This window comes from Brachybacterium sp. (assembly GCF_052095815.1).
In the GTDB taxonomy this organism is placed as follows: domain Bacteria; phylum Actinomycetota; class Actinomycetes; order Actinomycetales; family Dermabacteraceae; genus Brachybacterium.
Map to the genome: position 1 here is coordinate 37674 of NZ_JBQDLF010000020.1, position 24357 is coordinate 62030.

At 68.9% G+C, this 24357-nt stretch carries 27 protein-coding genes; 23 read left to right on the plus strand and 4 right to left on the minus strand.

The window, feature by feature from the left end; all coding sequences use genetic code 11:
• From ACTH43_RS09650 to ACTH43_RS09735, 18 genes are all read left to right on the plus strand, one after another.
• Positions 1-186, plus strand: coding sequence for a type Z 30S ribosomal protein S14 (locus ACTH43_RS09650; protein WP_193103395.1), 186 nt, complete (start codon positions 1-3; stop codon positions 184-186).
• A 72-nt stretch (positions 187-258) separates the two neighbouring features.
• Positions 259-657 (plus strand): 30S ribosomal protein S8, encoded by a 399-nt coding sequence (gene rpsH / locus ACTH43_RS09655; RefSeq protein WP_299298766.1) that lies wholly within the window; start codon positions 259-261, stop codon positions 655-657.
• Between the two features lie 22 nt (positions 658-679).
• Positions 680-1222 (plus strand): 50S ribosomal protein L6, encoded by a 543-nt coding sequence (gene rplF / locus ACTH43_RS09660; RefSeq protein ID WP_441444690.1) that lies wholly within the window; start codon positions 680-682, stop codon positions 1220-1222.
• A gap of 2 nt (positions 1223-1224) precedes the next feature.
• Positions 1225-1611: a 50S ribosomal protein L18 gene (gene rplR / locus ACTH43_RS09665; RefSeq protein ID WP_441444691.1), complete on the plus strand. Its 387-nt coding sequence runs from the start codon at positions 1225-1227 to the stop codon at positions 1609-1611.
• Between the two features lie 37 nt (positions 1612-1648).
• Complete coding sequence (gene rpsE / locus ACTH43_RS09670) at positions 1649-2338, plus strand: 30S ribosomal protein S5 (protein ID WP_299298757.1); 690 nt, start codon at positions 1649-1651, stop codon at positions 2336-2338.
• The gene (rpmD, locus tag ACTH43_RS09675) at positions 2338-2517 is read left to right on the plus strand and encodes a 50S ribosomal protein L30 (protein ID WP_441444692.1); all 180 of its coding nucleotides are present in this window, start codon (positions 2338-2340) and stop codon (positions 2515-2517) included. Before rpsE ends, rpmD begins: the two co-directional genes overlap by 1 nt.
• A gap of 1 nt (position 2518) precedes the next feature.
• Positions 2519-2977, plus strand: a complete 459-nt coding sequence (gene rplO / locus ACTH43_RS09680) for a 50S ribosomal protein L15 (protein ID WP_441444693.1) — start codon at positions 2519-2521, stop codon at positions 2975-2977.
• Between the two features lie 153 nt (positions 2978-3130).
• A complete protein-coding gene (gene secY / locus ACTH43_RS09685; protein ID WP_441444694.1) occupies positions 3131-4435 on the plus strand; it encodes a preprotein translocase subunit SecY in 1305 nt (434 codons plus the stop codon).
• The gene (locus ACTH43_RS09690; protein ID WP_441444695.1) at positions 4432-5037 is read left to right on the plus strand and encodes an adenylate kinase; all 606 of its coding nucleotides are present in this window, start codon (positions 4432-4434) and stop codon (positions 5035-5037) included. Before secY ends, ACTH43_RS09690 begins: the two co-directional genes overlap by 4 nt.
• A complete protein-coding gene (gene map / locus ACTH43_RS09695) occupies positions 5034-5882 on the plus strand; it encodes a type I methionyl aminopeptidase (protein WP_441444696.1) in 849 nt (282 codons plus the stop codon). Before ACTH43_RS09690 ends, map begins: the two co-directional genes overlap by 4 nt.
• A 330-nt stretch (positions 5883-6212) precedes the next feature.
• The gene (gene infA / locus ACTH43_RS09700) at positions 6213-6434 is read left to right on the plus strand and encodes a translation initiation factor IF-1 (protein ID WP_299298742.1); all 222 of its coding nucleotides are present in this window, start codon (positions 6213-6215) and stop codon (positions 6432-6434) included.
• 22 nt (positions 6435-6456) lie between these two features.
• Positions 6457-6570 carry a 50S ribosomal protein L36 gene (rpmJ, locus tag ACTH43_RS09705; protein ID WP_299298739.1) on the plus strand — a complete coding sequence of 38 codons (114 nt, stop codon included), beginning with the start codon at positions 6457-6459 and terminating at the stop codon, positions 6568-6570.
• A 216-nt stretch (positions 6571-6786) separates the two neighbouring features.
• Complete coding sequence (gene rpsM / locus ACTH43_RS09710) at positions 6787-7161, plus strand: 30S ribosomal protein S13 (protein WP_441444697.1); 375 nt, start codon at positions 6787-6789, stop codon at positions 7159-7161.
• 104 nt (positions 7162-7265) lie between these two features.
• Entirely contained in the window at positions 7266-7670 is a 405-nt protein-coding gene (gene rpsK, locus ACTH43_RS09715; RefSeq protein WP_441444698.1) for a 30S ribosomal protein S11, read from the plus strand.
• A 154-nt stretch (positions 7671-7824) separates the two neighbouring features.
• Positions 7825-8820, plus strand: coding sequence for a DNA-directed RNA polymerase subunit alpha (locus ACTH43_RS09720; RefSeq protein WP_441444699.1), 996 nt, complete (start codon positions 7825-7827; stop codon positions 8818-8820).
• A gap of 27 nt (positions 8821-8847) precedes the next feature.
• The gene (gene rplQ / locus ACTH43_RS09725; protein ID WP_441444700.1) at positions 8848-9408 is read left to right on the plus strand and encodes a 50S ribosomal protein L17; all 561 of its coding nucleotides are present in this window, start codon (positions 8848-8850) and stop codon (positions 9406-9408) included.
• Positions 9409-9883: 475 nt separating this feature from the next.
• Positions 9884-11845: an S-layer homology domain-containing protein gene (locus ACTH43_RS09730; RefSeq protein WP_441444701.1), complete on the plus strand. Its 1962-nt coding sequence runs from the start codon at positions 9884-9886 to the stop codon at positions 11843-11845.
• A 166-nt stretch (positions 11846-12011) separates the two neighbouring features.
• Positions 12012-13058, plus strand: coding sequence for a polysaccharide pyruvyl transferase family protein (locus ACTH43_RS09735; protein ID WP_345077094.1), 1047 nt, complete (start codon positions 12012-12014; stop codon positions 13056-13058).
• A 157-nt stretch (positions 13059-13215) separates the two neighbouring features.
• Here the strand turns inward: ACTH43_RS09735 and purL are convergent, their stop codons facing one another.
• From purL to ACTH43_RS09750, 3 genes are all read right to left on the minus strand, one after another.
• Complete coding sequence (gene purL / locus ACTH43_RS09740; protein WP_441444702.1) at positions 13216-15564, minus strand: phosphoribosylformylglycinamidine synthase subunit PurL; 2349 nt, start codon at positions 15562-15564, stop codon at positions 13216-13218.
• Positions 15565-15684: 120 nt separating this feature from the next.
• On the minus strand, positions 15685-17883 hold the full coding sequence (locus ACTH43_RS09745; RefSeq protein ID WP_441444703.1) for an acyl-CoA dehydrogenase family protein: 2199 nt from the start codon (positions 17881-17883) through the stop codon (positions 15685-15687).
• Entirely contained in the window at positions 17880-18536 is a 657-nt protein-coding gene (locus tag ACTH43_RS09750; protein WP_441444704.1) for a TetR/AcrR family transcriptional regulator, read from the minus strand. Before ACTH43_RS09750 ends, ACTH43_RS09745 begins: the two co-directional genes overlap by 4 nt.
• A 175-nt stretch (positions 18537-18711) precedes the next feature.
• Between ACTH43_RS09750 and ACTH43_RS09755 the strand changes: the two genes are divergently transcribed.
• The 3 genes from ACTH43_RS09755 (at position 18712) to ACTH43_RS09765 (ending at position 22479) form a co-directional block, all read left to right on the plus strand.
• The gene (locus ACTH43_RS09755) at positions 18712-20034 is read left to right on the plus strand and encodes an acetyl-CoA C-acetyltransferase (protein ID WP_441444705.1); all 1323 of its coding nucleotides are present in this window, start codon (positions 18712-18714) and stop codon (positions 20032-20034) included.
• Positions 20035-20122: 88 nt separating this feature from the next.
• The gene (locus tag ACTH43_RS09760; protein WP_441444706.1) at positions 20123-21463 is read left to right on the plus strand and encodes a 3-oxoacyl-ACP reductase; all 1341 of its coding nucleotides are present in this window, start codon (positions 20123-20125) and stop codon (positions 21461-21463) included.
• A 41-nt stretch (positions 21464-21504) separates the two neighbouring features.
• Complete coding sequence (locus tag ACTH43_RS09765; RefSeq protein WP_441444710.1) at positions 21505-22479, plus strand: MaoC/PaaZ C-terminal domain-containing protein; 975 nt, start codon at positions 21505-21507, stop codon at positions 22477-22479.
• Positions 22480-22543: 64 nt separating this feature from the next.
• On the opposite strand, the gene ACTH43_RS09770 is transcribed toward ACTH43_RS09765, so the two are convergent.
• Positions 22544-23518, minus strand: a complete 975-nt coding sequence (locus tag ACTH43_RS09770) for a nucleoside hydrolase (RefSeq protein ID WP_441444707.1) — start codon at positions 23516-23518, stop codon at positions 22544-22546.
• 17 nt (positions 23519-23535) lie between these two features.
• On the opposite strand from ACTH43_RS09770, the gene ACTH43_RS09775 reads away from it, so the two are divergent.
• On the plus strand, positions 23536-24000 hold the full coding sequence (locus tag ACTH43_RS09775; RefSeq protein ID WP_441444708.1) for an MmcQ/YjbR family DNA-binding protein: 465 nt from the start codon (positions 23536-23538) through the stop codon (positions 23998-24000).
• A 34-nt stretch (positions 24001-24034) separates the two neighbouring features.
• On the plus strand, positions 24035-24357 hold a 323-nt coding region (locus ACTH43_RS09780; protein WP_441444709.1), incomplete at its 3' end, for a MerR family transcriptional regulator.

Consider the following 24357-nt stretch of genomic DNA (forward strand, 5'->3'; position numbering starts at 1 on the left):
ATGGCGAAGACAGCCCTGATCAAGAAGTCGGAGCGCAAGCCCAAGTTCGCTGTGCGCGGCTACACCCGTTGCCAGCGCTGCGGCCGTCCGCACTCCGTGTACCGCAAGTTCGGGCTCTGCCGAGTCTGCCTTCGCGAGATGGCTCACCGCGGTGAGCTCCCCGGCGTGACCAAGAGCAGCTGGTAAGGACTACCGCCAGAGGTCCCTCGTCGCATACATGGCGGCCGAGGGAAACCAGGTGAGGAAGAAGCAACAGACATGACCATGACCGACCCGATCGCGGACATGCTGACGCGGATCCGTAACGCCTCAGGGGCGTACCACGAGACCGCGTCCATGCCGTACTCGAAGTTGAAGGCCCGCATCGCGGACATCCTGAAGGCAGAGGGTTACATCCTCGGCTGGACCGAGGAAGAGGCCGAGGTGGGCTCCAAGCTCGTCCTCGAGCTCAAGTACTCGGACAGCCGTGAGCGTGCCATCTCCGGGATCCGTCGTATTTCGAAGCCCGGCCTGCGTGTGTACGCGAAGTCCACCAATCTGCCCAAGGTCCTCGGCGGACTGGGCGTGGCGATCCTGTCCACGTCCTCCGGCCTTCTGACCGACCGGCAGGCAGCCAAGAAGGGTGTGGGTGGGGAAGTCCTCGCCTACATCTGGTGAGCGGGAGAGGAGACAAACAGCTATGTCCCGCATCGGACGCCTGCCGGTCGCAGTGCCGGCCTCAGTCCAGAACGTCACCATCGAGGACCGCACCGTCACGGTGACCGGCCCCAAGGGCGAGCTCAAGCACATCGTGCCGGCTCCCCTCACCGTCGAGCGCGGTGAGGACGGCACCATCGTGGTGAGCCGCCCCGACGAGGAGCGCGAGAGCAAGGCCCTTCACGGCCTGACCCGCACCCTCATCAACAACATCGTCCTCGGTGTCACCGAGGGCTACACCAAGAAGCTGGAGATCGTGGGCACGGGCTACCGTGTCACCGCGAAGGGTACGGACCTCGAGTTCGCCCTCGGCTTCTCCCACCCCGTCGTGGTGAAGGCGCCCCAGGGCATCACCTTCGTCGTCGAGTCGCCGGCCAAGTTCTCGGTCAACGGCATCGACAAGCAGCAGGTGGGCGAGGTCGCAGCGAACATCCGCAAGCTGCGCAAGCCCGAGCCCTACAAGGGCAAGGGTGTGCGCTACGCCGACGAGGTCGTGCTCCGCAAGGCCGGAAAGGCTGGTAAGTGATCATGGGTTACGCACTCAAGCACACCAAGGGCAACCGCGGCAGCAAGCTGCGTTCGCGCGGCCGCCGTCACCTGCGGGTCCGTCGTCGCGTCGTCGGCACCGCCCAGCGTCCGCGCCTGGTGGTCACCCGCTCGGCACGCCACGTCTTCGTCCAGGTCGTCGACGACGCTCTCGGCAAGACCATCGCGTCGGCATCGACCATGGAAGCCGACCTGCGCGGCACCGAGGCAGCGAAGACCGACAAGGCCCGCACCGTCGGGACCCTCGTCGCTGAGCGTGCCAAGGCTGCCGGGATCGACTCCGTCGTGTTCGACCGCGGCGGCAACAAGTACCACGGCCGTGTGGCCGCCGTCGCAGACGGCGCCCGCGAGGCTGGCCTGGCGCTGTGATCGCCGCCCGGACACAGGACGAGAAGAGGATCTGAATATGGCTGCACAGCAGCGTAGCAACGGTCCCGCGGCCTCCGGCCGTGGGAACGACAACACGAACACCAGCAATGATCGCGGTGCCCGCCAGGGCGGCAACGATCGCGGTGGGCGTCAGGGTGGCCGCGGCCGCGGTCAGGAAGCCGAGAAGTCGGCATTCCTCGAGCGCGTCGTGAGCATCAACCGCGTGTCGAAGGTCGTCAAGGGCGGCCGTCGATTCTCCTTCACCGCCCTCGTGGTGGTGGGTGACGGCGACGGAACGGTCGGCGTCGGCTACGGCAAGGCCAAGGAGGTGCCCGCGGCGATCGCCAAGGGCGTCGAGGAGGCGAAGAAGAACTTCTTCCGCGTCCCTCGTATCCAGGGCACCGTGGTCCACCCGGTCCAGGGCGAGGATGCAGCAGGCGTCGTCCTGCTGCGCCCGGCCGCTCCCGGTACCGGTGTGATCGCCGGTGGCCCGGTCCGCGCCGTCCTCGAGTGCGCTGGAGTGCACGACGTGCTCTCCAAGTCGCTCGGCTCGACCAACGCGATCAACATCGTGCGGGCAACGGTCGCCGCGCTCAAGATGCTCGAGGAGCCGGAGGCCGTGGCAGCACGTCGTGGCCTCACGGTCGAGCAGGTCACCCCGGCACCGCTCCTGCGGGCCCAGGCCGCGGGTCGCGCTGCAGCCCGTGCACAGAAGGTGGGTGCCTGATGCAGATCAAGGTGACCCAGACCCGTTCTGACATCGGCGGCACCAAGAGCCAGCGAGCCACCCTGCGCGGCCTCGGCCTCAAGCGCATCGGTGACACCGTGGTGAAGGAAGACCGCCCTGAGATCCGCGGCATGATCCGCACCGTCACCCATCTGGTGACGTTCGAAGAGGTGGACTGACATGACTGATTCCAACCAGAGCCCTCTGAAGCTTCACGACCTGCGCCCCGCGCCGGGTTCGAAGACCGCACGCACCCGCGTCGGTCGCGGTGAGGCTTCCAAGGGCAAGACGGCCGGGCGTGGCACCAAGGGCACCAAGGCCCGCAACACGGTGCGCCTCGGCTTCGAGGGCGGGCAGATGCCGCTGCACATGCGGCTGCCGAAGCTTCGCGGCTTCACCAACCCGTTCCGCGTCGAGTACCAGGCAGTGAACCTGTCGACCCTGCAGGAGCTGTTCCCCGCGGGCGGCACCGTCACGGTCGAGGATCTCGTCGCCAAGGGCGCCGTGCGCAAGAACCAGCCCGTCAAGGTGCTGGGCGCCGGCGACGTGAGCGTCAAGCTCGACGTCACCGCCCAGAAGTTCTCCGCCTCGGCGGAGCAGAAGATCGCGGCGGCTGGCGGGTCCGTCACCACCGCGTGAGTCTCTTTTGACGGGGCACCGTGGCACGGAATATTCTGTGCCACGGTGCCCTGTCGTCATTTCGGGGCCGGTCCGATGGCCGCGCAATCCCGCGGCACCGGGACGGACCGTGACACCCTTGGTCCCGTCCCCGGACCTCCAGGAGGGAAACAGGTGAACTCGTTCGTGCGCGCGCTGCGCACCCCCGAGCTGAGAGCGAAGATCCTCTTCACACTCGGTCTGATCGCGGTGTATCGCCTCGGTGTCTTTATCCCCACCCCGGGATTCGACGCCTCCAACGTGATGTTCTGTGCTGATCAGGCCGCCTCGGCCGGTGGCTCCAACGTGCTGGGCATGGTCAACATGTTCTCCGGTGGCGCCCTGTTGCAGCTCTCCATCTTCGCCCTGGGCGTGATGCCCTACATCACCGCGTCGATCATCGTGCAGCTGCTGCGCGTGGTGATCCCGCGGTTCGAGGCCCTCCACAAGGAGGGGGCATCCGGTACTGCGAAGCTCACCCAGTACACCCGGTACCTCACCATCGGTCTGGGCATCCTCCAATCGACCACCATCATCACCCTGGTGCGCTCGGGCAACTTCTTCGTCGGCTGCCAGCTCGAGCTGGTTCCCGACCAGTCGATCCCGACCCTGCTGACCATGGTCCTGACCATGACCGTCGGCACCGTGCTGATCATGTTCATGGGTGAGATGATCACCGAGCGCGGCATCGGCAACGGCATGTCGCTGATGATCTTCACCTCGATCGCGTCCTCGTTCCCCGGCTCCTTCGGCCAGGTGTGGCAGCTGCAGGGCTGGCTGACCTTCTCCCTGGTCATCGTCGTGGCGCTGGTCGTCATGGTGGGCATGGTCTTCGTCGAGCAGTCTCAGCGGCGGATCCCCGTCCAGTACGCCAAGCGCATGGTCGGGCGCCGCATGTACGGCGGCACCTCCACCTACATCCCGGTCAAGGTCAACCAGGCCGGCGTCATCCCCGTCATCTTCGCGAGCTCGATCCTCGCGCTGCCGCAGATGGCCTCCTCCTTCGGTGATCCTGAGGCCCCCTGGGTGGCGTGGGTGAACACCCACCTCGTGCTCGGCTTCTCCTTCTCCTGGGTCTACGCCCTGGTGTACGTGACCCTGATCGTCTTCTTCGCGTTCTTCTACACCACGATCACCTTCAATGCGGAGGAGATCGCGGACAACATGAAGAAGTACGGCGGGTTCATCCCCAACGTCCGCGCGGGCAAGCCCACCGAGAACTACCTGCGCTACGTGATCAACCGGATCCAGTCCGCCGGCGCGGTCTATCTCGCGGTGATCTGCCTGATCCCGCTGTTCGCTCTCGTCTATCTCGGAACCTCGCAGGACTTTCCGCTCGGTGGTGTGTCCCTGCTGATCATCATCGGCGTCGGCCTCGACACCGTGAAGCAGATCGATGCGAAGCTCCAGCAGCACCACTACGAAGGGATTCTTCGGTGAACACCCCCACCTCCGCCGCCTCGCCCGTCCAGGCCCGCCGCCTCCTGATCGTGGGCCCGCCCGGCGCGGGCAAGGGCACCCAGGCCGTGCGCCTCGCCGAGGAGCTGTCCATCCCGGCGATCTCCACCGGCGACATCTTCCGGGCCAACGTGTCCGGCGAGACCGAGCTCGGTGTGCTCGCGAAGTCCTACATGGACAAGGGCGAGTACGTTCCGGACTCGGTCACCAACGACATGGTCCGTTCGCGGCTCGGCGAGGCCGATGCCCAGGACGGCTTCCTGCTGGACGGCTACCCCCGCACCCTCGACCAGGTCGAGGCGCTGGACGGGATGCTCACCGAGCTGGGCACCACGCTCGATGCGGTGCTGCTGCTGGTGGTCGAGACCGAGGAGGTCGTGGGCCGCCTCGTCGAGCGTGGCGAGCAGCAGGGCCGCAGCGACGACACCGAGGAGACGATCCGTCGCCGGCTCGAGGTCTATGCGGAGCAGACCGCGCCGCTGATCGACGTCTACGAGAAGCGTGATCTGGTGCGCCGGGTCGACGGCATGGCAACGATCGACGACGTCACCGCGTCGCTGCGCGAGGCCCTCGCCGACCGATGAGCATCCTGCCGGAGCGCGTGGAGCTCAAGACCCCCGAGCAGATCCATGTGATGCGCCGCAGCGGGATGCTGCTGCACCGCGTCCACGAGATGCTCGCCGCGCAGATCCGGCCCGGCATCACCACGAACGAGCTGGACACCCTCGCCCACGACATGATCCGCGACGAGGGTGCGACCCCGAACTTCCTGGGCTACCAGGGGTACCCGGCGACGCTGTGCATCAGCGTCAACGAGGTCGTGGTCCACGGGATCCCCGATGAACGTCCGCTGGTCGAGGGCGACATCGTCTCGATCGACGGCGGCCTGATCATCGAGGGCTGGCATTCGGATGCGGCGCGCACCCACATCGTGGGCCGGGCGCGCTCGGTGGCCGATGAGGATCTGGTCCGCACCACGCGCGAGGCGCTCTGGGCCGGCATCGCCGCGCTCGCGACCGCGGACCGGGTGGGTCAGATCAGCGCCGCGATCGAGGACTACGTCGCTGAGGCGGCGGGGGAGTCCCTCTCCCACCTCGAGGGCTTCGGCGGGCACGGGATCGGTACGGCGATGCACCAGGCGCCTGACGTCATGAACTACCGCACCCGCTCCCGAGGGCCCCGGGTGCGCCCGGGGATGTGCCTGGCGATCGAGCCGATGCTGATCCAGGGTCCCGGCAACTGGACGCTGGACGATGACGACTGGACCGTGCGTGCCACCGCCGGGGGCCGTGCCGCCCACGCAGAGCACTCCGTGGCCGTGACCGAGCAGGGGCTGCTGGTGCTCACCGAGGGCGACGGCGGTGCCGCCGAGCTCGCGCGGCGGGGCATCGTGGCCGCGCCGGATCCGCTGGCCGACCCTGCTACGTGAGGACCAGGACGGGGCGCGGCCTTTCATCGCCTGGATTCCGGCCCGACGTGACCGGGGTCATCGCCTCTGCCTCTCGCCTGATCCGCGAGGCGCGTGTAGGCTGATCCATCGGGTGTGCTCCGTGCATGTCGTCCTCATCGCAGGTCGTGCAGTCCCGTCGCGCCGATCGATCCAACGGCTCAGCCGTGAAGATCAGCGAGGCCGACGACACGCACAACGCGCACCCTTGTCGACCACCGTCCCGTCACCTGACGGTCGGTGAGCACAGCCTGAGTAATCAGGAACGCGGAACTCGGCACCGGCTTGCCGGGGGCGAGAGATTGGGGAGGCATGGCGAAGAAGGACGGCGTGATCGAGGTCGAGGGCTTGGTGACGGAGGCGCTCGCGAATGCGCGTTTCCGTGTCGAGCTCGACAACGGGCACAAGGTGCTCGCGCACATCTCCGGGAAGATGCGCCAGCACTACATCCGCATCCTTCCCGAGGACCGTGTGGTCGTCGAGCTGAGCCCCTACGACCTCGACCGTGGCCGCATCGTGTACCGCTACAAGTGATCGTCCCGGGAGAAGGAAAGCTATGAAGGTCAATCCGAGCGTCAAGCCCATCTGTGACAACTGCAAGGTGATCCGTCGCCACTCGCGCGTCATGGTGATCTGCTCGAACCCTCGTCACAAGCAGCGCCAGGGCTGAGCGGAGCACTCCGCACATCCCGGCAACTGTCGTGACAGCCGCCCCAGAGGCGGCAGCCCTGAAGGGCACCGTCCGATCCGTCGGACACACATAAAAGAAGAGACGACACCACCGGCCCTCGGGTCGGCTACCCGCAGCGCGGAGGCTGCGGCGTCCAGGGAACAGACCCGGGCGAGTTGTCGGATCAGGCCTCCGAGACAGTAGGAGAATCTGCACATGGCACGTCTGGTGGGAGTAGACCTTCCGCGCGAAAAGCGCCTCGAAGTCGCCCTGACGTACATCTTCGGCGTGGGACGCACCCGCGCCCTGGAGACCCTGGCCGCGACCGGCGTCTCTGGTGACCTGCGCGTGCGCGAGGTCAGCGACGAGGACCTCGTCAAGCTTCGCGATCACATCGAAGAGAACTACATGGTCGAGGGTGACCTGCGCCGCGAGGTCGCCGGTGACATCCGCCGCAAGGTCGAGATCGGCAGCTACCAGGGCCTGCGCCACCGCCGTGGTCTGCCGGTGCACGGTCAGCGCACCAAGACCAACGCGCGCACCCGCAAGGGCCCCAAGCGCACGGTCGCCGGCAAGAAGAAGGCCCGCTGATCCACGGCTTCCGCCGTCGGACCGCGAGTGTCTTCGGACCCGTAGTCACTTCGCGCCGCTGAGGGACCCGGCGCACCCGAAACCCACCAGAGGAGTACTGCCGCATGGCATCCAAGACCCAGCAGGCCGCTGCGCGCAAGCCGCGCCGCAAGGACAAGAAGAACATTGTCAACGGCCAGGCTCATATCAAGAGCACATTCAACAACACCATCGTGTCCATCACGGACCCGAACGGCGCCGTCATCTCCTGGGCCTCCGCGGGCCAGGTCGGCTTCAAGGGCTCGCGCAAGTCGACCCCGTACGCCGCGCAGATGGCCGCCGAGGCCGCCGCTCGCCGCGCCCAGGAGCACGGCATGAAGAAGGTCGACGTCTTCGTCAAGGGCCCGGGCTCCGGCCGCGAGACCGCGATCCGTTCGCTCACGGCGACCGGCCTCGAGGTCGGTTCGATCCAGGACGTCACCCCGCAGCCGCACAACGGCACCCGCCCGGCCAAGCGCCGCCGCGTCTGACCTCTACGGTCACGGCGGGGCTCTGCTCCCCGCTGTGCCGTTCCGTGCCGGGCGGGGCTCCTGCCGCGCCCGGCACCCTGGACACCACTCACCTTCTAGGCCCATCGCCCCCTTCTGAGCGTCATATGGCGGACGCTCGCTGAAAGGATCCACAGTGCTCATTGCACAGCGCCCCACGCTGACCGAAGAGGTCGTGTCGGACAACCGCTCACGGTTCGTCATCGAGCCGCTCGAGCCGGGCTTCGGCTACACCCTCGGCAACTCCCTGCGCCGCACCCTGCTGTCCTCGATCCCCGGAGCTGCGGTCACCTCGATCCGCATCGACGGTGTGCTCCACGAGTTCAGCACGGTCCCCGGCGTCAAGGAGGACATCACCGAGGTCATCCTCAACGTCAAGAACCTGGTCGTCTCCTCCGAGAACGACGAGCCGGTCGTGATGTACCTGCGTCGCGAGGAAGCCGGCCGCGTCACCGCTGCCGACATCACCCCGCCCGCCGGCGTGGAGATCCACAACCCCGACCTCCACATCGCGACCCTGAACGAGAAGGGCCGCCTGGAGATCGAACTGATCGTCGAGCGCGGTCGCGGCTACGTCTCCGCCGCGCAGAACAAGGGCGTCGACGGCGAGATCGGCCGGGTTCCGGTCGACTCGATCTACTCGCCCGTGCTGAAGGTGACCTACAAGGTCGAGGCGACTCGTGTCGAGCAGCGCACCGACTTCGACAAGCTGATCGTCGACGTCGAGACCAAGCCCGCCATCTCGCCCCGCGATGCGGTGGCCTCGGCCGGCAAGACCCTGGTCGAGCTGTTCGGGCTGGCTCATGAGCTGAACCAGGAGGCGGAGGGCATCGAGATCGGCCCGTCGCCCACGGATCAGGCTCTGGCCGCCGATCTGGCGCTTCCGATCAACGACCTGAACCTCACGGTCCGGTCGTACAACTGCCTGATGCGCGAGGGTGTCCACACCGTCGGCGAGCTGACCGCCCGTTCCGAGGCCGATCTGCTCGACATCCGCAACTTCGGCCAGAAGTCCATCGACGAGGTCAAGGCGAAGCTCGCCGACCTCGGTCTGTCGCTGAAGGATTCCCCGGCCGGATTCGATCCGTCTGCCCTGGACTCCTACTCCGACGGCTTCGGCGACCAGTACTGACCTTTATCTTTCACTAGGAGAACGACCATGCCTACCCCCACCAAGGGTGCGCGCCTCGGCGGATCCCCCGCGCACGAGCGGATGATCCTCGCCAGCCTCGCGACCGAGCTGTTCCGCCACAAGGCGATCACCACCACCGAGACCAAGGCCAAGCGCCTGCGCCCCCACGCGGAGCGTCTCATCACCCAGGCGAAGAAGGGCGATCTCGCCTCTCGTCGTCGGGTCATGGAGACCATCCGTGACAAGGGCGTCGTCTACTCGCTGTTCGAGGAGATCGCACCGACCTTCGCCGAGCGTCCCGGCGGCTACACCCGCATCACCAAGGTGGCACCGCGTCGTGGCGACAACGCCCCGATGGCCGTCATCGAGCTGGTCACCGAGGAGTTCTCGGCCAAGCAGTCCGTGGTGAAGGAGGCTGAGGGCGCCGCCAAGAACGACGCCAAGGCTGCTGACACCGCTGCTGCCGAGGACATCGCCCTGGTCGAGCCCGCCGAGGGTGCGGAGCAGCCCGGCGAGGACACCGGCGTCGAGCGCGTCACCCCGGAGGAACCCGCCGAGGGCGCCGAGGACACGGCCGACACCAAGTGAGCGCACGGCTCTGAGCAGAGCCATCGCCTCGCACCAAGGGCGGGCCGCCGGGAGAAATCCCGACGGCCCGCCCTTTTTTCGGAAGAAGTTCAGGAATCAGCAGGTACTGAGGGGCGAGATCAGTGAATATAGGGCTTTGCTCGCATAGCGGGCATTCCGGATGTGGCCAGCAATGTTGAGACCAGCATCTCCAGAGTTTGTCTGATCGTGACCCGAGCGAGAGATTCTGCGCGGGTTTAGTGCATTACGGTGATTGACGGATGTCCGCTCTCCGGGCACCCTCGTCTCGTTCTCTGAGCACGTGGTGTGTGTGGTGTGGCTCGGCATCGACAGTCGCGCCCCACCACTTCTCATTCGGAGCTGTTCATACATGTCTACGCGGAACATTCCCCCCGCCCCCGACACTCGCCGCATCTCGCCACTCTCGCGGCGCGGACTGCTTGTCGCTGCCGCCTCAGTTCCCGCCGGAGCTGCCGTGCTCAGCACCGCGCCCGCTCTCGCCGACCCCTCGGTGACCGATGGCGAAACCCGCATCGTCGACATCGCCCTGGCGGATGTCCCGCTGCTCGATGACAGTGACGCGCAGGTGCGCGACCTCGCCGATCAGCCGGCGACCATGGTCGGCGTGACCTGGCCGAATGACAACGATGCCCCGGAAGTCCAGGCCCGTGGACGGGGCGAGGACGGCGAGTGGACCGAGTGGCTCCTGCTGGAGACCGCGGAGAACCCCGAGACCGGTGAGGACGCCGCCGGCACCGAGGTCGCCTGTGTCGGGGTGGTCTCCGCCCTGCAGATCCGGGCCGAGCTCGAAGGCGCCGACGTCACCGAGGGCCTGATCGCGCATGTGGTGACCACCTCGCCGGCTCCGGCCGACAGCCAGGTCGAGCAGTTCACCGGTCCCGAGGCCCGGGTCTCCCAGGCCGATCAGGTGACCACGATGGCCGCGGTCGCCTCGACGAATCCCGCCACACCCGTCCTCGGACCCGGAGCTCCGTCGTACGTCTCCCGCGCAGGCTGGGGTGCCAACGAATCGGTAGTGCGCGGCACCAGTGGCGCCGATCAGCTCAAGGCCGTGGTCATCCACCACACCGCAGGCACCAACAACTACTCCGCCTCGCAGTCCGCGCAGATCGTGCGCGGCATCCTGAGCTACCACACCGGCACCATGGGCTGGGCCGACATCGGTTACAACGTCCTGGTCTCGAAGTACGGCCAGATCTTCGAGGGTCGCAGCGGCGGTCTGCACCGCAACATCACCGGTGCCCACGCCTACGGCTTCAACACCGGCTCCTTCGGCGTCTCGGTGATGGGGGACTACAGCAACACCGCCCCGCCGCGCGCCGCCAGGGTCGCCGTCGCGGAGCTGGTGGGATGGAAGCTGCTGAACACCTTCCAGACCAGCGTGTGGGCCAAGTCCTCCTGGACTCCCGGCACCGGCACGCGATTCACCGCTGGGAAGACCATCTCGCTCGCGAAGATGATGGGCCACCGCGACGTCAACTTCACCGAATGCCCGGGGCTGAGCCTCTACGGCCAGTTCGACACCATCCGCGGCGAGGCGCAGAGCTTCATCGACGGCGGCTGGAAAGAGCACCTCTGGGCCTTCCAGGGAGCGGGCGGCGCGGCGAAGCTCGGCACGGTCGTCAAGAGCGCCCACCGCACCGGGAAGTACACCGCGACCGCACTCACCAAGGGGCTGGTCCTCCAGGAGGGCGGCTCGGCCGCCGGTTATGCGACGCCGTTCGGCCCCCAGTGGGGTGGCTCCTGGGGTCGTCCTGCCAGGAACGCGTCTACCGACGGCGACCGTCAGATCCAGCCGTTCCAGAACGGTCTCGCAGCGCGCGAGGGCAGCAGGACCCGGTTCGTGAAGCCCTCCTTCCGCGACGTCTCCCCGTCACGGGTGTTCTTCCTCGAGATCCAGGATCTCTTCGCCGCCGGTGTCACCAAGGGCTGGGGAGACGGGAGCAATCGCACGTTCCAGCCCAACAGCAACAACCTCCGTGACGCGATGATCGTGTTCATCCACCGTGCGATGGGCGCGCCGGCGTACACACCCCCGCGCACCTCGCCCTTCCGGGATGTGAATCCGAGCTTCGTCTTCTACAAGGAGATCTGCTGGGCGTACAAGGAAGGCATCACCGAGGGGTGGGGCTTCGGGAACAACCGCACCTTCCGGCCCCTTGAACCCGTCAAGCGCGATGCAGTGGCGGCCTTCCTCTACCGAGCCGCCGGATCGCCGGCCGCGAGCACGTCGGACGCTGATCGCTTCAAGGACGTTCCCCGCAGCCACGTCTTCGCCAAGGAGATCGGCTGGCTCGCGAAGACTGGGATCAGCCGTGGCTGGGATGACGGGACCTTCCGTCCCAACGCCTATATCAAGCGCGACCAGATGGCGACCTTCGTGATGCGCTGGATGAAGCACACCGGACGCGCCTGAGATGTTCAGTTTCCGTCGGCAGCGCCCGGCGTCCTCCTCTGCGGCAGCGACGGCCGGTGTCCCGGCACCCGAGCCCGGTGCTCGCTCAGCACGCTCTCCGGGTGCTGAACAGGCAGCACCAGTGCAGTTCGAGGGGCCCGCGCGGGCGCCGTTCTACCTGGTATCGATGGCGTCCTACCCGAACTACGGGGATGAGCTCATCGCGCGGCGCTGGCTCGAACATCTGGCGCGCCACCGCCCTGAGGACGATGTCTGGTTGGACGTCCGACACCCGGGGACGGCGACCGCGCTGTTCGGCAGCATCCACCCACGGCTCCGCGTGACCGATGCGGTGTTCCGTACGGTCGAGGACTCCCGGCACGGCTCTCGACGCAGCGTGGAAGACATCGTCACGGAGCTCGGCACTCCGTTGTACGACGCGTCTCTGCTCGCCCTGCGCGAGGCACAGAGCCTGCACCTGCTCGGCGGCGGTTTCCTCAACGCGGTGTGGCCGGAGAACGACCTCATCGTCCGCACCATGCGCGCAGCATCCCGTCTCAGTGGCGCACCGCTGCTCGCGACCGGCCAGGGCTTCGCCCCTTTCGGAGAAGAGTTCCTGCAGGATTTCGACCACGTGAGCGTGCGGGACGCTCCGAGTGCGGAGCTACGGGGAATCGCCCGTGGCGTCGACGACGCCTATCTCCTCGAAGCCCTGCCGGCCCTCGATCGCTCCGCACCGCCGGAGCTGGTGCTGTGCGTCCAGTCGGACGCTATCGACGTCGGCGCCTTCGAGCAGCTGCTGGACTATGTGCGAAGGACCGTGGAGGCCTCAGGGATCCCGCGAGAGCGGACTCGTTATGTGGAGGCACTGCCCGGTGGGGACTACGCAGGATATGACCGGCTTCGGGATCTGGTGGCCGAGGATGGGTTCGTCCCCTTCACCCAGTTCTGGCGCGGCGAGTTCACGCCAGCCGCACATCAGCGCTGGATCACGACCCGTTTCCACCACCACCTGGTCGCCTCGCTCCACGGGGCCCGCGGTATCGCACTCACGGCGAAGCCGGGATATTACGACGTGAAGCACAGCTCCCTCGTCGAGGGCGGAACTGGATGGACCATCTCCGACGGGACGGGGCCCGTGCTGGACCTCGGCGGGCTGTCCACGCCCGCCTCCGCCGCAGCGGCTGTCGAGGAGAAGCTCGCCGAGGCGCATCGTCTCTACCGGGCGGACTGAGCGTCCGCCGCTCCGTGGAACGTTCTTCTCGGCGCGGCATCCCCTCTCAGCGGTCGCCGCCAGAGACCGGAGCCGAGAGCGGAGAGGGGAATTCGCAGAGAAGGGCCTCCCCGCACACGCAGTCGCGTGTGCCGGGAGGCCCTCGTGCTCTCTGCGGTCAGCCGAAGTAGCGAGGCAGGGTGCCGTCCCGCAGCTCCCGCAGCTCACCCACGGTGAAGGTGCCCACACCCTCGACCGCCAGGGCGCTGCCGCCGGTGGTGCCCAGACGCAGCACCGGCACCCCGTGCTCGGCGGCCAGCGCCGTCAGCCGCTCCTCCTGCTCGGCGGGGACCGCGACCAGAGCACGACCCTGCGACTCGGAGAACAGAGCGCTGGCGAGATCCACGCCGTCGCGCTCCGTCAGGCCCACGAGATCCACCTGGGCACCGGTGCCGAAGCGGGTCACCGATTCCACCAGGGCCTGGGCCAGACCGCCCTCGGAGAGGTCATGCGCCGCGGTGGCGAGCCCCTCCTCGGCGGAGGTGATCAGCACTCGGGCCAGCGAGCGCTCGGCCTCGAGGTCGACCTGCGGCGGCATGCCGCCCAGGTGCTGGTGGATGACATCCGCCCAGGCCGAGCCCGAGAGCTCCTCACGCGTGGTGCCCAGCAACAGCACCGACAGGCCCTCTGCCTGCCAGCCGGAGGGGACGCGGCGCGCGACGTCCTCGAACACGCCGAGCACGCCGACCACCGGGGTGGGGTGGATCGCGGAATCGATGAGGCCCGGCTCGCCGGTGGAGTTGTACAGGGAGACGTTGCCGCCGGTGACCGGCACCTCGAGCGTCTCGCACGCCTCGGCGAGCCCGACGATCGCCTCGACCAGCTGCCACATCGGGCCCGGGTCCTCGGGGGAGCCGAAGTTCAGGCAGTCCGTGATCGCGAGCGGCACCGCGCCGGAGGTCGCCACGTTGCGGTAGGCCTCGGACAGCGCGAGCTGGGCCCCGGTACGGGGATCGAGCTTGGTGTATCGGCCGTTGGCGTCGGTCGCGAGCGCGATGCCGCGGCCCGTGGCCTCGTCGATCCGGAGCACGCCGGCGTCGTCGGGCATCGAGAGCGCGGTGTTCCCACCCACGTAACGGTCGAACTGGTCGGTGACCCAGTTCTTGGAGGCGAGGTTCGGGGACGCGATCAGGGTGCGCACGGTCGCCGCGAGCTCCTCGGCGGTGCCGGGGCGGGGGAGGACCTCCGCGGTGTCGGCCTGCAGGGCGTCCTGCCAGTCGGGACGGGCGTAGGGGCGGTCGTAGACGGGGCTGTCGATCGCGACCGTCGCCGGGTCCACGTCGACGATGCGGTGTCCGTGGTGGTCGATGGTGAGGCGGCCGTCACCGGTGACCTCGCCGATCACCGCGGCTTCGACATCCCACTTCGCGGCGATCGCCTGGAACTCCTCGAGCTTCTCGGGGCTCACCACGGCCATCATGCGTTCCTGGGACTCGCTCATCAGGATCTCGCCGGCGTTCAGGGTGGGGTCGCGCAGCAGCACCTCCTCGAGGTGGATGTGCATGCCCGAGGCGCCGTTGGCGGCCAGCTCGCTGGTGGCGCAGGAGATGCCCGCGGCGCCAAGATCCTGGATGCCCTCGACGGTGCCGGCGGCGAACAGCTCGAGGCAGCACTCGATGAGCACCTTCTCCATGAAGGGGTCGCCCACCTGGACGCTGGGGCGCTTGAGGGGGCCGTCCTCCTCGAAGGTCTCCGAGGCGAGGATGGAGGCGCCGCCGATGCCGTCCCCTCCGGTGCGGGCACCGAAGAGCACCACCTTGTTGCCGGGGCCGGTCGCGGAGGCGAGGTGGATGTCCTCGTGGCGCATCACGCCGAGTGCGAGCGCGTTGACCAGGGGGTTGGTCTGGTAGGCGGCATCGAACACGGTCTCGCCGCCGATGTTCGGCAGGCCGAGGGAGTTGCCGTAGCCGCCCACTCCGGAGACGACGCCGTGGACCACGCGGGCGGTGTCGGGGTGGTCGATCGCGCCGAAGCGCAGCTGATCCATGACCGCGACCGGGCGGGCACCCATCGAGATGATGTCGCGCACGATTCCGCCGACGCCGGTGGCCGCGCCCTGGTAGGGCTCGACGTAGGAGGGGTGGTTGTGGGACTCGACCTTGAAGGTCACCGCCCAGCCGTCACCGATGTCGACCACGCCGGCGTTCTCGCCCATGCCCACCAGCAGCTTCTCGCGCATCTTCTCGGTGGTGTGCTTGCCGAAGGTGCTCAGGTGCCTCTTGGAGGACTTGTACGAGCAGTGCTCGGACCACATCACCGAGTACATGGCGAGCTCGGCGTTCGTGGGACGGCGGCCGAGGATCTCGCGGATGTTCGCGTACTCGTCCTCCTTGAGCCCGAGATCGGCGTACGGCTGAGCCTGGTCAGGGGTGGAGGCGGCATGCTCGACCGTGTCGACGTCCGCGGGCGTGCCGTGCGGGGTGGAGGGGGCGAGGTCGGCGGTCATCGCGGTTTCGGGTCCGTTCATCACGAGGGCTGGGGTGCGGGCGGGCCGTGAGGGCCCGGACCCGGCGACCACAGTCTACGATCGCGGCGCACGACAGGGCGGACCGGGGCAGGTGCTGAGACCCGGACCGCCCTGCAGCGGTCAGCGGGCGCCGCTGCCGCGCGGGCCGGCCCCCTGCTTCGCCCTCTTCGCCTTCTTCGCCCGGTCCCGCAGGACCTTCTCGCTGACCGGCGCGGACTTGCTGGCGCGCTGCGCACGGAAGTACACAGCGGCCTCGTCCTGCCGCTCCTGCTCCCCGCCCAGAGCGATCGGTGCTCGCACGTGACCGGGGCGCACGTCGAAGGCGGCGACCAGATCGAGCACATGCGGGCGCAGCCGCCACAGCAGCCGGCGCAGATCATGGTCGATCTGGCGGCCGCGCTGGGTGGAGATCATCCCGCTGAGCAGGAACCAGGCGAGGTCGTCGTTGATCGCGGTGAGCCCGAACAGGTCCCGGACATCGGTGAGCACCGCCCGGGAGCCCTCATCCGTGAGCGCCTCGATCCCCCTGGTGAAGGCGCGCCAGCGGACCAGGTCCGCGTGGGCGCGTGCGGCGTCCAGCATCTCCACCTGGTGCTTGTTGACCTCGGAGGCGGCGTCGGCCGGGCTCATCTTCGCGGCGCCGCGAAGGGCGAGAGCGACCTCTTCGACCTTGACGCGGGCGCGGTCGGCGAGCAGCTCCTCCTGGAACTCCGACTGGCGCATGGAATCGAAGGCGCGCCGGGCGTTGCCGCGGTCGCTGACGCTCTGCCCGAGGCGCGCCCAGGGAGTGTGGCGCTTGGCGAGCACCTCGGCGCGCTGCGCGATGAAGCGGCCGATCCCCGCCCGGTCCACGCTGCTCAGCTCGGAGGTGTAGTCCGAGAGCAGACGCTTGGCGACCAGCTGCAGCAGGACGGTGTTGTCACCCTCGAAGGTGGCGTACACGTCCAGATCCTGGTGGAGGCCCACCAGCTGGTTCTCCGCCATGAAGCCGGAGCCGCCGCAGGCTTCGCGGCACTCCTGGATGGTGTCCAGCGCGAGCCGGGTCGAGGTGGGCTTGAGGGTCGCGGCGAGGGTCTCGAGGTCCTCACGGGACTCGGGGTCGTCGGCCCGGCCGGAGAACACGTCATCGAAGGCCTGCAGCAGCTGCTCGTGCGCGAAGGCGCCGGCATAGGTCTCGGCGAGCTTCGGCAGCAGGCGGTGCAGGTGTGCCTGGTAGTCCATCAGCACCGTCTCCTGCGTGGGATCCGCGGCGCTGAACTGGCGGCGCTGAGTCGCGTAGGTGATCGCGATATGCAGGGCGAGCTGGCTGGCCCGGATCGCGGAGCCGTCCAGGGAGACCCTGCCCTGGACCAGGGTGCCGAGCATCGTGAAGAACCGGCGGCCGGGAGACTCGATGGGGGAGGTGTAGGTGCCGTCGGGTGCGACGTCGCCGTATCGGTTCAGCAGGTTGGTGCGGGGGATGCGCACCTGGTCGAAGGCCAGGCGTCCGTTGTCGATGCCGTTCAGCCCACCCTTCTCGCCGTCGTCCTCGCTCGAGATGCCGGGCAGCAGCTCCCCGGCCGCGTCCCGGACCGGGACGTAGAAGCAGTGCACGCCGTGGTCCACGCCGTTCGTGATCAGGCGTGCGAACAGCGTCGCTGCCTTCGCGTGGATCGCGGCGTTGCCCAGGAAGTCCTTCCAGGCAGCGCGGAAGGGGGTGTGGATCACCCATTCCCCATCGGTCCCGCCGGCGGGGTCGAAGGTGGCGGTGGTCGCCAGCGCCTGCACGTCGGAGCCGTGGCCGATCTCGGTCATCGCGAAGGCGCCGGGGGTGGTCAGGTCCATCGCATCGGGCACCCAGGCGTGCTGCTGCTCCTCACTGCCCAGCTGGATGATCGCCGAGGTGTACAGGCCCCACTGCACTCCGGCCTTGATCTGCAGGGAAGGGTCGGCGACGACCAGCTCCTCGAAGGAGGCGACGTTGCCTCCGTTGTCGTTGGGGCCGCCGAGGTGCTCGGGCAGCATCAGATGGGAGACGTCCTCCTCGGCGAGGAGCTGGAGCTGCTCGAAGACGCGCTCGCGGTGCTCGGCGACGGTCACATCCACCGGTCGATGCAGCTCCGGGCGAGCGGCACGCTCGCGGGCCTCGAGGCGGGCGTCGGCCCACTTGCCGAGCAGGGCCTCGGAGACCTGCGCGATGTCCAGGCGGGGGCTGCCCCCGGGCGGGATCGAGATGGGTCCGGTGGGATTGGCCGTCGTGGTCGCGTCGGAGGTGTCGGCGATCGGGGTGGCTGTGGTGGTGTCGTAGGTGACGGGTGCGGTGCGGGAATCGGTGGTCATGCGTGCAGTCCCTTCATGAGCCAGGTGACCAGGTGGGTCACGAGCTGATCGGAGGTGAGTGGGGTGGAGGGTCGGGCAGCGCTGCCCGTGTCCTGCGAGCCGTCGGCGGCGACGGCGGTGTCCTGGCCGGTCATCCAGATGTCGACGGCGCGTTCGACGAAGCCGACGGAGCCGTGGGCCCAGACCTGCGGCGCCGGGATCTCGGCGGGCAGGAAGGTCGCGACCAGCCGCGAGACCGAGGACAGGAAGTGGTTCAGCCCGTCGCTGGGTCGGGTGACGAAGCGGTACACGCCGGGGGAGCGCTGGGCCGTTTCGACATAGGCGCGGATCATCGCGTGGATCCGCTCGTCGGCCTCCGGTTCGCGGCCGACGCGAGCCTCGAGGGCTCGCATCTCCTCCAGCAGCTTGCCGTGCATCGTGGACAGGATGCTGCGCCCCAGCGCGCGCTGGAGCTGGGCCTTGTCCTCGAAGTAGCGGTAGACGATGGACTTGGAGGTGCCGGAGGCTGCGGCGATGTCCTCCATCGTCACATCGGGACCCTGCTCATGGATGAGGTGCCGGGCCACGTCGAGCAGCTCGGCACGTCTCTCTTCCCGGTGGCGGGCCCAACGGGCCGATCGGCCGTCCACGGGGGCTTGCGTCGTCGCGTTCACGAGACCTAGGGTATCAAGTACCGTCGGTTCTATGTAAAGTGCTCCGGAGAAGATCCTCCGGCGAGTTCCTGCGGGAGCGAGAGCGCATCGGCAGCCCGGGCTCCCACGGCCCAGGATCTCCACGAACCACGGCAGTGACCATGAAGACCGCAGTGACCACGAAGAGGTGCACCCAGTGACCCAGCACGACTCCCCGCGCGACGCCCTGATCCTCGGCGGTAACAGGATCCCCTTCGCCCGTTCCGGCGGCCCCTACGCCGGCATCTCCAACCAGGACCTGCTCACCGCGGCGCTCGACGGCCTCGTGGCTCGCTTCGGGCTGCAGGGTGAGAAGCTCGGCGAGATCGCCGGCGGCGCTGTGCTCAAGCTGGCCGGTGACCTCAACCTCACCCGCGAGAGCGCCCTGGGCACACCCCTGGACCCGCGCACCCCGGCGATCGACATGTCCAAGGCCTGCGCCACCAGCCTCGAGACCGTGATCCACGTGTCCAACCGGATCCAGCTGGGCCAGATCGACTCGGGCATCGCCTGCGGCGTCGACTCCGCCTCGGACTCCCCGATCGAGGTCACCCCTCGCCTGCGCCGCATCCTCCATCGCGCCTTCGCCGCGAAGACCGCGATGCAGCGCGTCAAGGCCTTCAGCGCGATCCGCCCCGCCGATCTCGCCCCGGTCCCACCCCGCAACGGCGAGCCCCGCACCGGGCTGTCCATGGGGGAGCACCAGGCGCTCACCGCCGCCCAGTGGGGCATCACCCGCCAGGACCAGGACGAGCTCGCACTCGCCTCCCACCAGCATCTCGCCGCCGCCTACGACGCCGGATTCTTCGACGATCTGATCACCGGCTACCGCGGGCTCTCACGCGACCAGAACCTGCGCCCCGACTCCTCGCTCGAGAAGCTCGGCTCCCTCAAGCCCGTCTTCGGCGTGAAGTCCCCGCAGGTCGCCGAGCCGAGCATGACCGCCGGTAACTCGACACCGCTCTCCGACGGCGCATCCTCGGTGCTGATGGGCAGCGCCGAATGGGCCGCCGAGCGCGGTCTCACGCCGCTCGCACGGGTGGTCGACGCCCGCAGCGCCGCCGTCGACTACGTGCACGGAGACGAGGGCCTGCTGATGGCCCCCGCCTACGCCGTGCCGGAGCTGCTGGACGCGAACCACCTCTCCCTCCAGGATCTTGACTTCTACGAGATCCACGAGGCCTTCGCCTCGACCGTGCTGAGCACTCTGAAGGCCTGGGAGTCCGAGGAGTTCTGCCGCGAGCGGCTGGGCCGAGGCGGAGCACTGGGAAGCATTGACCGCGCCAAGCTCAACGTCGCGGGCTCCTCGCTCGCGGTGGGCCACCCCTTCGCGGCCACCGGCGGGCGTCTCGTCGCGACCCTCGCCAAGCTCCTGCACGAGCGGGCCAAGGAGACCGGCCGCGTCCAGCGCGGGCTGATCTCGGTGTGCGCCGCTGCCGGCCAGGGCACCGTCGTGCTGCTCGAGTCCGTCACCGACTGATCCCGTCACCGGCTGAGCCCTTGATCGGCTGAGCCCTTCACGCCCCGATCCGCAGCCCCGTGCCCGCAGTTCTGAACCGGAGGTCCCCATGACCGATGCCTATACCCGCTTCATCCGCTCCGCCCCCGGTGGTGCCCTCGCCAAGCAGCTGGGTCTGCCACGCCCCTCGAAGCTTCCGCGCCGCGCGGACCGGCCCGGACCCGTGCTCGACCCGGTCGTGGTGCTGGGAGACTCCGCAGGAGCCGACGAGATCGCGCGCCTGCTCCTGCAGTGGGGCGCCGACGTGCGCCGCCGCTTCGAGGAGCTGCGGAAGATCGGCTCCGTGATCGTGGTGGCCGACGAGATCACCTCCCCGTCCGATCTCGGCCCGCTGGTGCTCCCGCTGGGCAGTGCCATGCGCAGCCTTTCCCCCGGTGCCCGCGTGATCACCCTGTCCCGTCCCGCGCGCGGCGAGGATCCGGCACAGGATGCCGCGCGCGGTGGGGTCGAGGGCTTCCTGCGCTCCCTCGCCCACGAGATGCGCGGCGGGGCGACCGCCAACGGCGTCCTTGTCGAAGACGGTGTGAAGCTTGACGCTCCCGGCGTGATCGGGGCGCTGCGCTTCTTCCTCTCCGCCCGCAGCGCCTTCGTCACCGGGCAGCTGCTCACCGTCTCCACCGATGCCGGCAGCCGCACCGAGGACGACACGCTGCCGCTGGCCGGGCGCACCGCTCTGGTCACCGGCGCCGCCCGCGGCATCGGCGCGGCGATCGCGCGCACGCTCGCCGCGGACGGTGCGAAGCTCGTGGTCCTCGATGTCCCGGGTGCGGGCACCGAGCTGGCACGGCTCGCCAACGAGCTGCGTGCAGTGCCGATCCAGCTCGACGTCGCCTCCGTGGGCGCGGGGGAGCGGCTGGTCGGCGTCCTCCGCGAGCGGGGACTGACCCTCGATGTGATCGTCCTCAACGCCGGCATCACCCGCGACAAGCTGCTGGCCAACATGACCGCCGACCGCTGGGACCCCGTCCTCGCGGTCAACATCACCAGCCAGATCACCCTCACCGAGGCGCTGATCGAGGCGGGTGACGTGCTCGGCGAGCAGCCCCGGGTGGTGTCCCTGGCCTCGACCAGCGGCATCGCCGGGAACCGCGGCCAGACGAACTACGCCGCCTCGAAGGCAGGCGTGATCGCCTTCGTCGACGCGCTCGCCGGAAAACTCGAGCCGCTGGGCGGCACCGCCAACGCTGTCGCCCCCGGATTCATCGAGACCGAGATGACCGCCCGGATGCCGGCCCTCACCCGCGAGGTCGCCCGCCGGGTCAACTCGCTCCAGCAGGGCGGGCTGCCCATCGACGTCGCCGAGACGATCTCCTTTCTCTCCTCCGATGAGGCCGGCGGGATCCGCGGTGAGACGCTGCGGGTGTGCGGCCAGAACATGGTCGGGAAGTGAGCGCCGTGCAGAGCTCCTCGCCGCAGAACGCTCCTGAGCGGATGCCCGAGCGGATGAAGGACCTCACCGACGTCCCCTCCTTCCCCGCCGTCTACGCCGCCGCGCTCGACCCCCGGGGTGGCCGTACCCGCGGTGAACCGGTGCTCCCGAGCACCGCTTACCGGGTGCGCTCCGTGCGGATCGATGCCGAGCGCGCCCGGGACTTCGACCACCTGATGGGCGGACCCGCCACTGACCTGGTCCACCCGGGCGTGCTGCACGTGCTCGCCTTCCCGGTCTCCCTCGCCCTCATGGCACGGCGGGACTTCCCCTTCCCCCTGCTGGGCCTGGTGCACCTGCGCAACCAGATCCTCCAGCACCGCCCGGTGCGGGTGGGGGAGCTGGTGGACATCGAATGCCGGGTGCGGGACCTGCGCCCGCACCGCAAGGGGCGCACCTTCGAGGCGGTCTCCACGATCCTCGGCGAGGACGGGGAGATCATCGCCACCGATGTGTCGACCTACTTGACCAGGGGCGGCGCGGCGTCCCCCGCGCCGTCGGCGTCTCCTGCGCTGTCGGCGTCCGCCGAGCAGTCGCCGGCCGCCGAGCAGGCGGCGCGCGACACATCCTCGGCCGACGGCGGTCGCGCCGAGCGTCGTGCCTTCGAGGCGCCGACGCCGACGGGCCGCTGGTCCCTGCCTGCCGATGCCGGTCGGCGCTATGCGGCGGTCTCCGGCGACGTGAACCCGATCCACATGTCGGCTCTCAGCGCGAAGGCCTTCGGCTTCTCGAGAGCGATCGCGCACGGGATGTACACCGCCTCGAGAGCCTTCACCGAGGCGCGCGTGGACCTCTCCCGGCCCCTGCGCTGGGACGTCTCCTTCGACGCCCCCGTCACCCTGCCGGGCACCGTCCTCGTCGCGTTCGAGGACGACCACGACACCGGAAGCGTCCGCTGCGTGGGCTGGCGCGCCGGTCGCGGGGACAAGGGCCCGCGGCGCTGCTTCGAGGTGGAGGTGACCATGCTGGGCAAGTGAGCTCCGCGGATTCCGCCGCCTCCGGGTCGCAGCACCTGTGGTGGCGGAGATGCACTCTTGGGATTCAGCCGCCGACGGGCCCGCCGAGTCCGGTCTCCAGGGTCTCCAGCAGGTGGTCGATGAACTCCTCGGCCCTCACCTCGGTGAGCACGTCCACGTTCGGCTCCCGGCCCCACCGGCCCAGCTCGTCGCCGACGGTCTGACCGCGGGTCAGGGTGCCCGCGAGCTCCACGTCCACGGCGAGCGGGCGGGTGGACGCGAAGTCGCCCGTGACCGCGTGAGCGGTGACCAGCGGATCGTGCACATGCGCAGACCAGCCGAAACCGTCAGCCTCGTGGAACTCGAAGTAGAAGCGCAGCGCGTCGACCAGGATCTGTGCCACCGGATGGCCGGTGCGCTCGGCGAGCTCGGTGAAGCGATCCAGCTCGCGCTGCCTGAAGCGGACGCTCTCCGTGGCCTCGAGCGATCCCAGCACCGGACGTCGCGGCGCGGCGGAGAACGCGGCGAGGACGCGCTGCGCGGCCTCCGGATCGACCGCGACGTTCCACTCGCTGGTGGGCCCGGTGTTGCCGCGATGGTTGATCGCCCCACCCATGATGTGCAGGCGCTTCAGCAGCCGTGGCAGCTCCGGCTCGATCTCCAGGGCGAGGGCCAGGTTGGTGTGCGGGCCGAGCACCAGACCCACCAGCTCCCCGGGATGTGCACGAGCGGTGTCGACCCACAGCTGCGCGCCGCTGCGCAGATCCCCGGTGCGGGTCGTGGGAGGGAGCACCGCGTGACCGAGCCCGCCCGGGCCATGGGTGTCATCGGCGTACATCGGTGCTTGCACCAGCGGCTGCTCCGCCCCCTGGGCGATGGGGGCGGTGAACCCGAGCAGCTCCGCGAGCGCGAGAGCGTTGCGGTGCACGGCGTGGACGTCGACATTGCCGCCGGTGGAGACCAGGCCCACGACCTCGACCTCGGAGCGGCCGGCGAGATAGGCCAGGGCGATCGCATCATCGATGCCGGGGTCGCAGTCGACCAGCAGGGGGAAGCTCATCCCTTCAGCGTACGGCGATGGCGCAGAATCTCGAAGGGGGCGCCGGGCTCTGGCCGCGGGGGCGGGGCCTGCGGGAAGATGACGACATGGCCCATCCGCTGATGTTCGACGATGACGATCCGATGCTTGAGACCGTGCGGGAGATCGCGCTCGCCCTGCCCGGGGCGCGCGAGAAGATCAGCCACGGCCGTCCCGCCTTCCATACGGTGAAGGTCCACTGCTATTACGGCGGCTCTCAGAAGGTCGCCGGGCAGTGGGTGCAGCATCCCCAGAGCATCGTGGTGCATCTGCCGCCGGCGGAGTCTGCGGCCCTGCTGGAGGACCCGCGGTCGTTCGTCCCCGCCTACCTGGGCCCCTCGGGCTGGCTAGGGATCGATCTCGACTCCCGGACCGACAGCCAGGAGATCGCGGAGCTGATCGAAGAGTCCTATCGCACCGTGGCGGGAGCGCGACTCGTGGCGCAGCTCGATGACCCCGCTTGACCCTCACGCGACGTCAGGCCCGAAGGTGGTTCCTATGACCGAGACACAGCACGAGGACCTCACCGTCGGCCGTATCGCCGACCTGGTCGGGGTCAGCGTCCGCACCCTGCATCACTGGGACAGCATCGGCCTGGTGCGTCCGAGCGGGCGCAGCTGGTCGGGATATCGCCTCTACGACGCCCCAGACCTGGCCCGGATCCACCGGGTCCTCGTCTACCGGGAGCTCGGTCTGGCGCTCGCGCAGATCGGCCGGATCCTCGATGATCCGAGCGTCGATCCGCGTGAGCACCTCCAGCGCCAACGGGGCTCTTCGCGGTTCGTGGTGAATGACCCTGCTGTGGCGGGTATTCACGCTAC

Bases quoted from the DNA above. Each gene is read 5' to 3' on its own strand.
- ACTH43_RS09650 (WP_193103395.1), top strand. From the start codon at position 1: ATGGCGAAGACAGCCCTGATCAAGAAGTCGGAGCGCAAGCCCAAGTTC.
- rpsH (WP_299298766.1), top strand. From the start codon at position 259: ATGACCATGACCGACCCGATCGCGGACATGCTGACGCGGATCCGTAAC.
- rplF (WP_441444690.1), top strand. From the start codon at position 680: ATGTCCCGCATCGGACGCCTGCCGGTCGCAGTGCCGGCCTCAGTCCAG.
- rplR (WP_441444691.1), top strand. From the start codon at position 1,225: ATGGGTTACGCACTCAAGCACACCAAGGGCAACCGCGGCAGCAAGCTG.
- rpsE (WP_299298757.1), top strand. From the start codon at position 1,649: ATGGCTGCACAGCAGCGTAGCAACGGTCCCGCGGCCTCCGGCCGTGGG.
- rpmD (WP_441444692.1), top strand. From the start codon at position 2,338: ATGCAGATCAAGGTGACCCAGACCCGTTCTGACATCGGCGGCACCAAG.
- rplO (WP_441444693.1), top strand. From the start codon at position 2,519: ATGACTGATTCCAACCAGAGCCCTCTGAAGCTTCACGACCTGCGCCCC.
- map (WP_441444696.1), top strand. From the start codon at position 5,034: ATGAGCATCCTGCCGGAGCGCGTGGAGCTCAAGACCCCCGAGCAGATC.
- infA (WP_299298742.1), top strand. From the start codon at position 6,213: ATGGCGAAGAAGGACGGCGTGATCGAGGTCGAGGGCTTGGTGACGGAG.
- rpmJ (WP_299298739.1), top strand. From the start codon at position 6,457: ATGAAGGTCAATCCGAGCGTCAAGCCCATCTGTGACAACTGCAAGGTG.
- rpsM (WP_441444697.1), top strand. From the start codon at position 6,787: ATGGCACGTCTGGTGGGAGTAGACCTTCCGCGCGAAAAGCGCCTCGAA.
- rpsK (WP_441444698.1), top strand. From the start codon at position 7,266: ATGGCATCCAAGACCCAGCAGGCCGCTGCGCGCAAGCCGCGCCGCAAG.
- rplQ (WP_441444700.1), top strand. From the start codon at position 8,848: ATGCCTACCCCCACCAAGGGTGCGCGCCTCGGCGGATCCCCCGCGCAC.
- ACTH43_RS09735 (WP_345077094.1), top strand. From the start codon at position 12,012: ATGGCGTCCTACCCGAACTACGGGGATGAGCTCATCGCGCGGCGCTGG.
- purL (WP_441444702.1), bottom strand. From the start codon at position 15,564: ATGAACGGACCCGAAACCGCGATGACCGCCGACCTCGCCCCCTCCACC.
- ACTH43_RS09745 (WP_441444703.1), bottom strand. From the start codon at position 17,883: ATGACCACCGATTCCCGCACCGCACCCGTCACCTACGACACCACCACA.
- ACTH43_RS09760 (WP_441444706.1), top strand. From the start codon at position 20,123: ATGACCGATGCCTATACCCGCTTCATCCGCTCCGCCCCCGGTGGTGCC.
- ACTH43_RS09765 (WP_441444710.1), top strand. From the start codon at position 21,505: ATGCCCGAGCGGATGAAGGACCTCACCGACGTCCCCTCCTTCCCCGCC.
- ACTH43_RS09770 (WP_441444707.1), bottom strand. From the start codon at position 23,518: ATGAGCTTCCCCCTGCTGGTCGACTGCGACCCCGGCATCGATGATGCG.
- ACTH43_RS09775 (WP_441444708.1), top strand. From the start codon at position 23,536: ATGGCGCAGAATCTCGAAGGGGGCGCCGGGCTCTGGCCGCGGGGGCGG.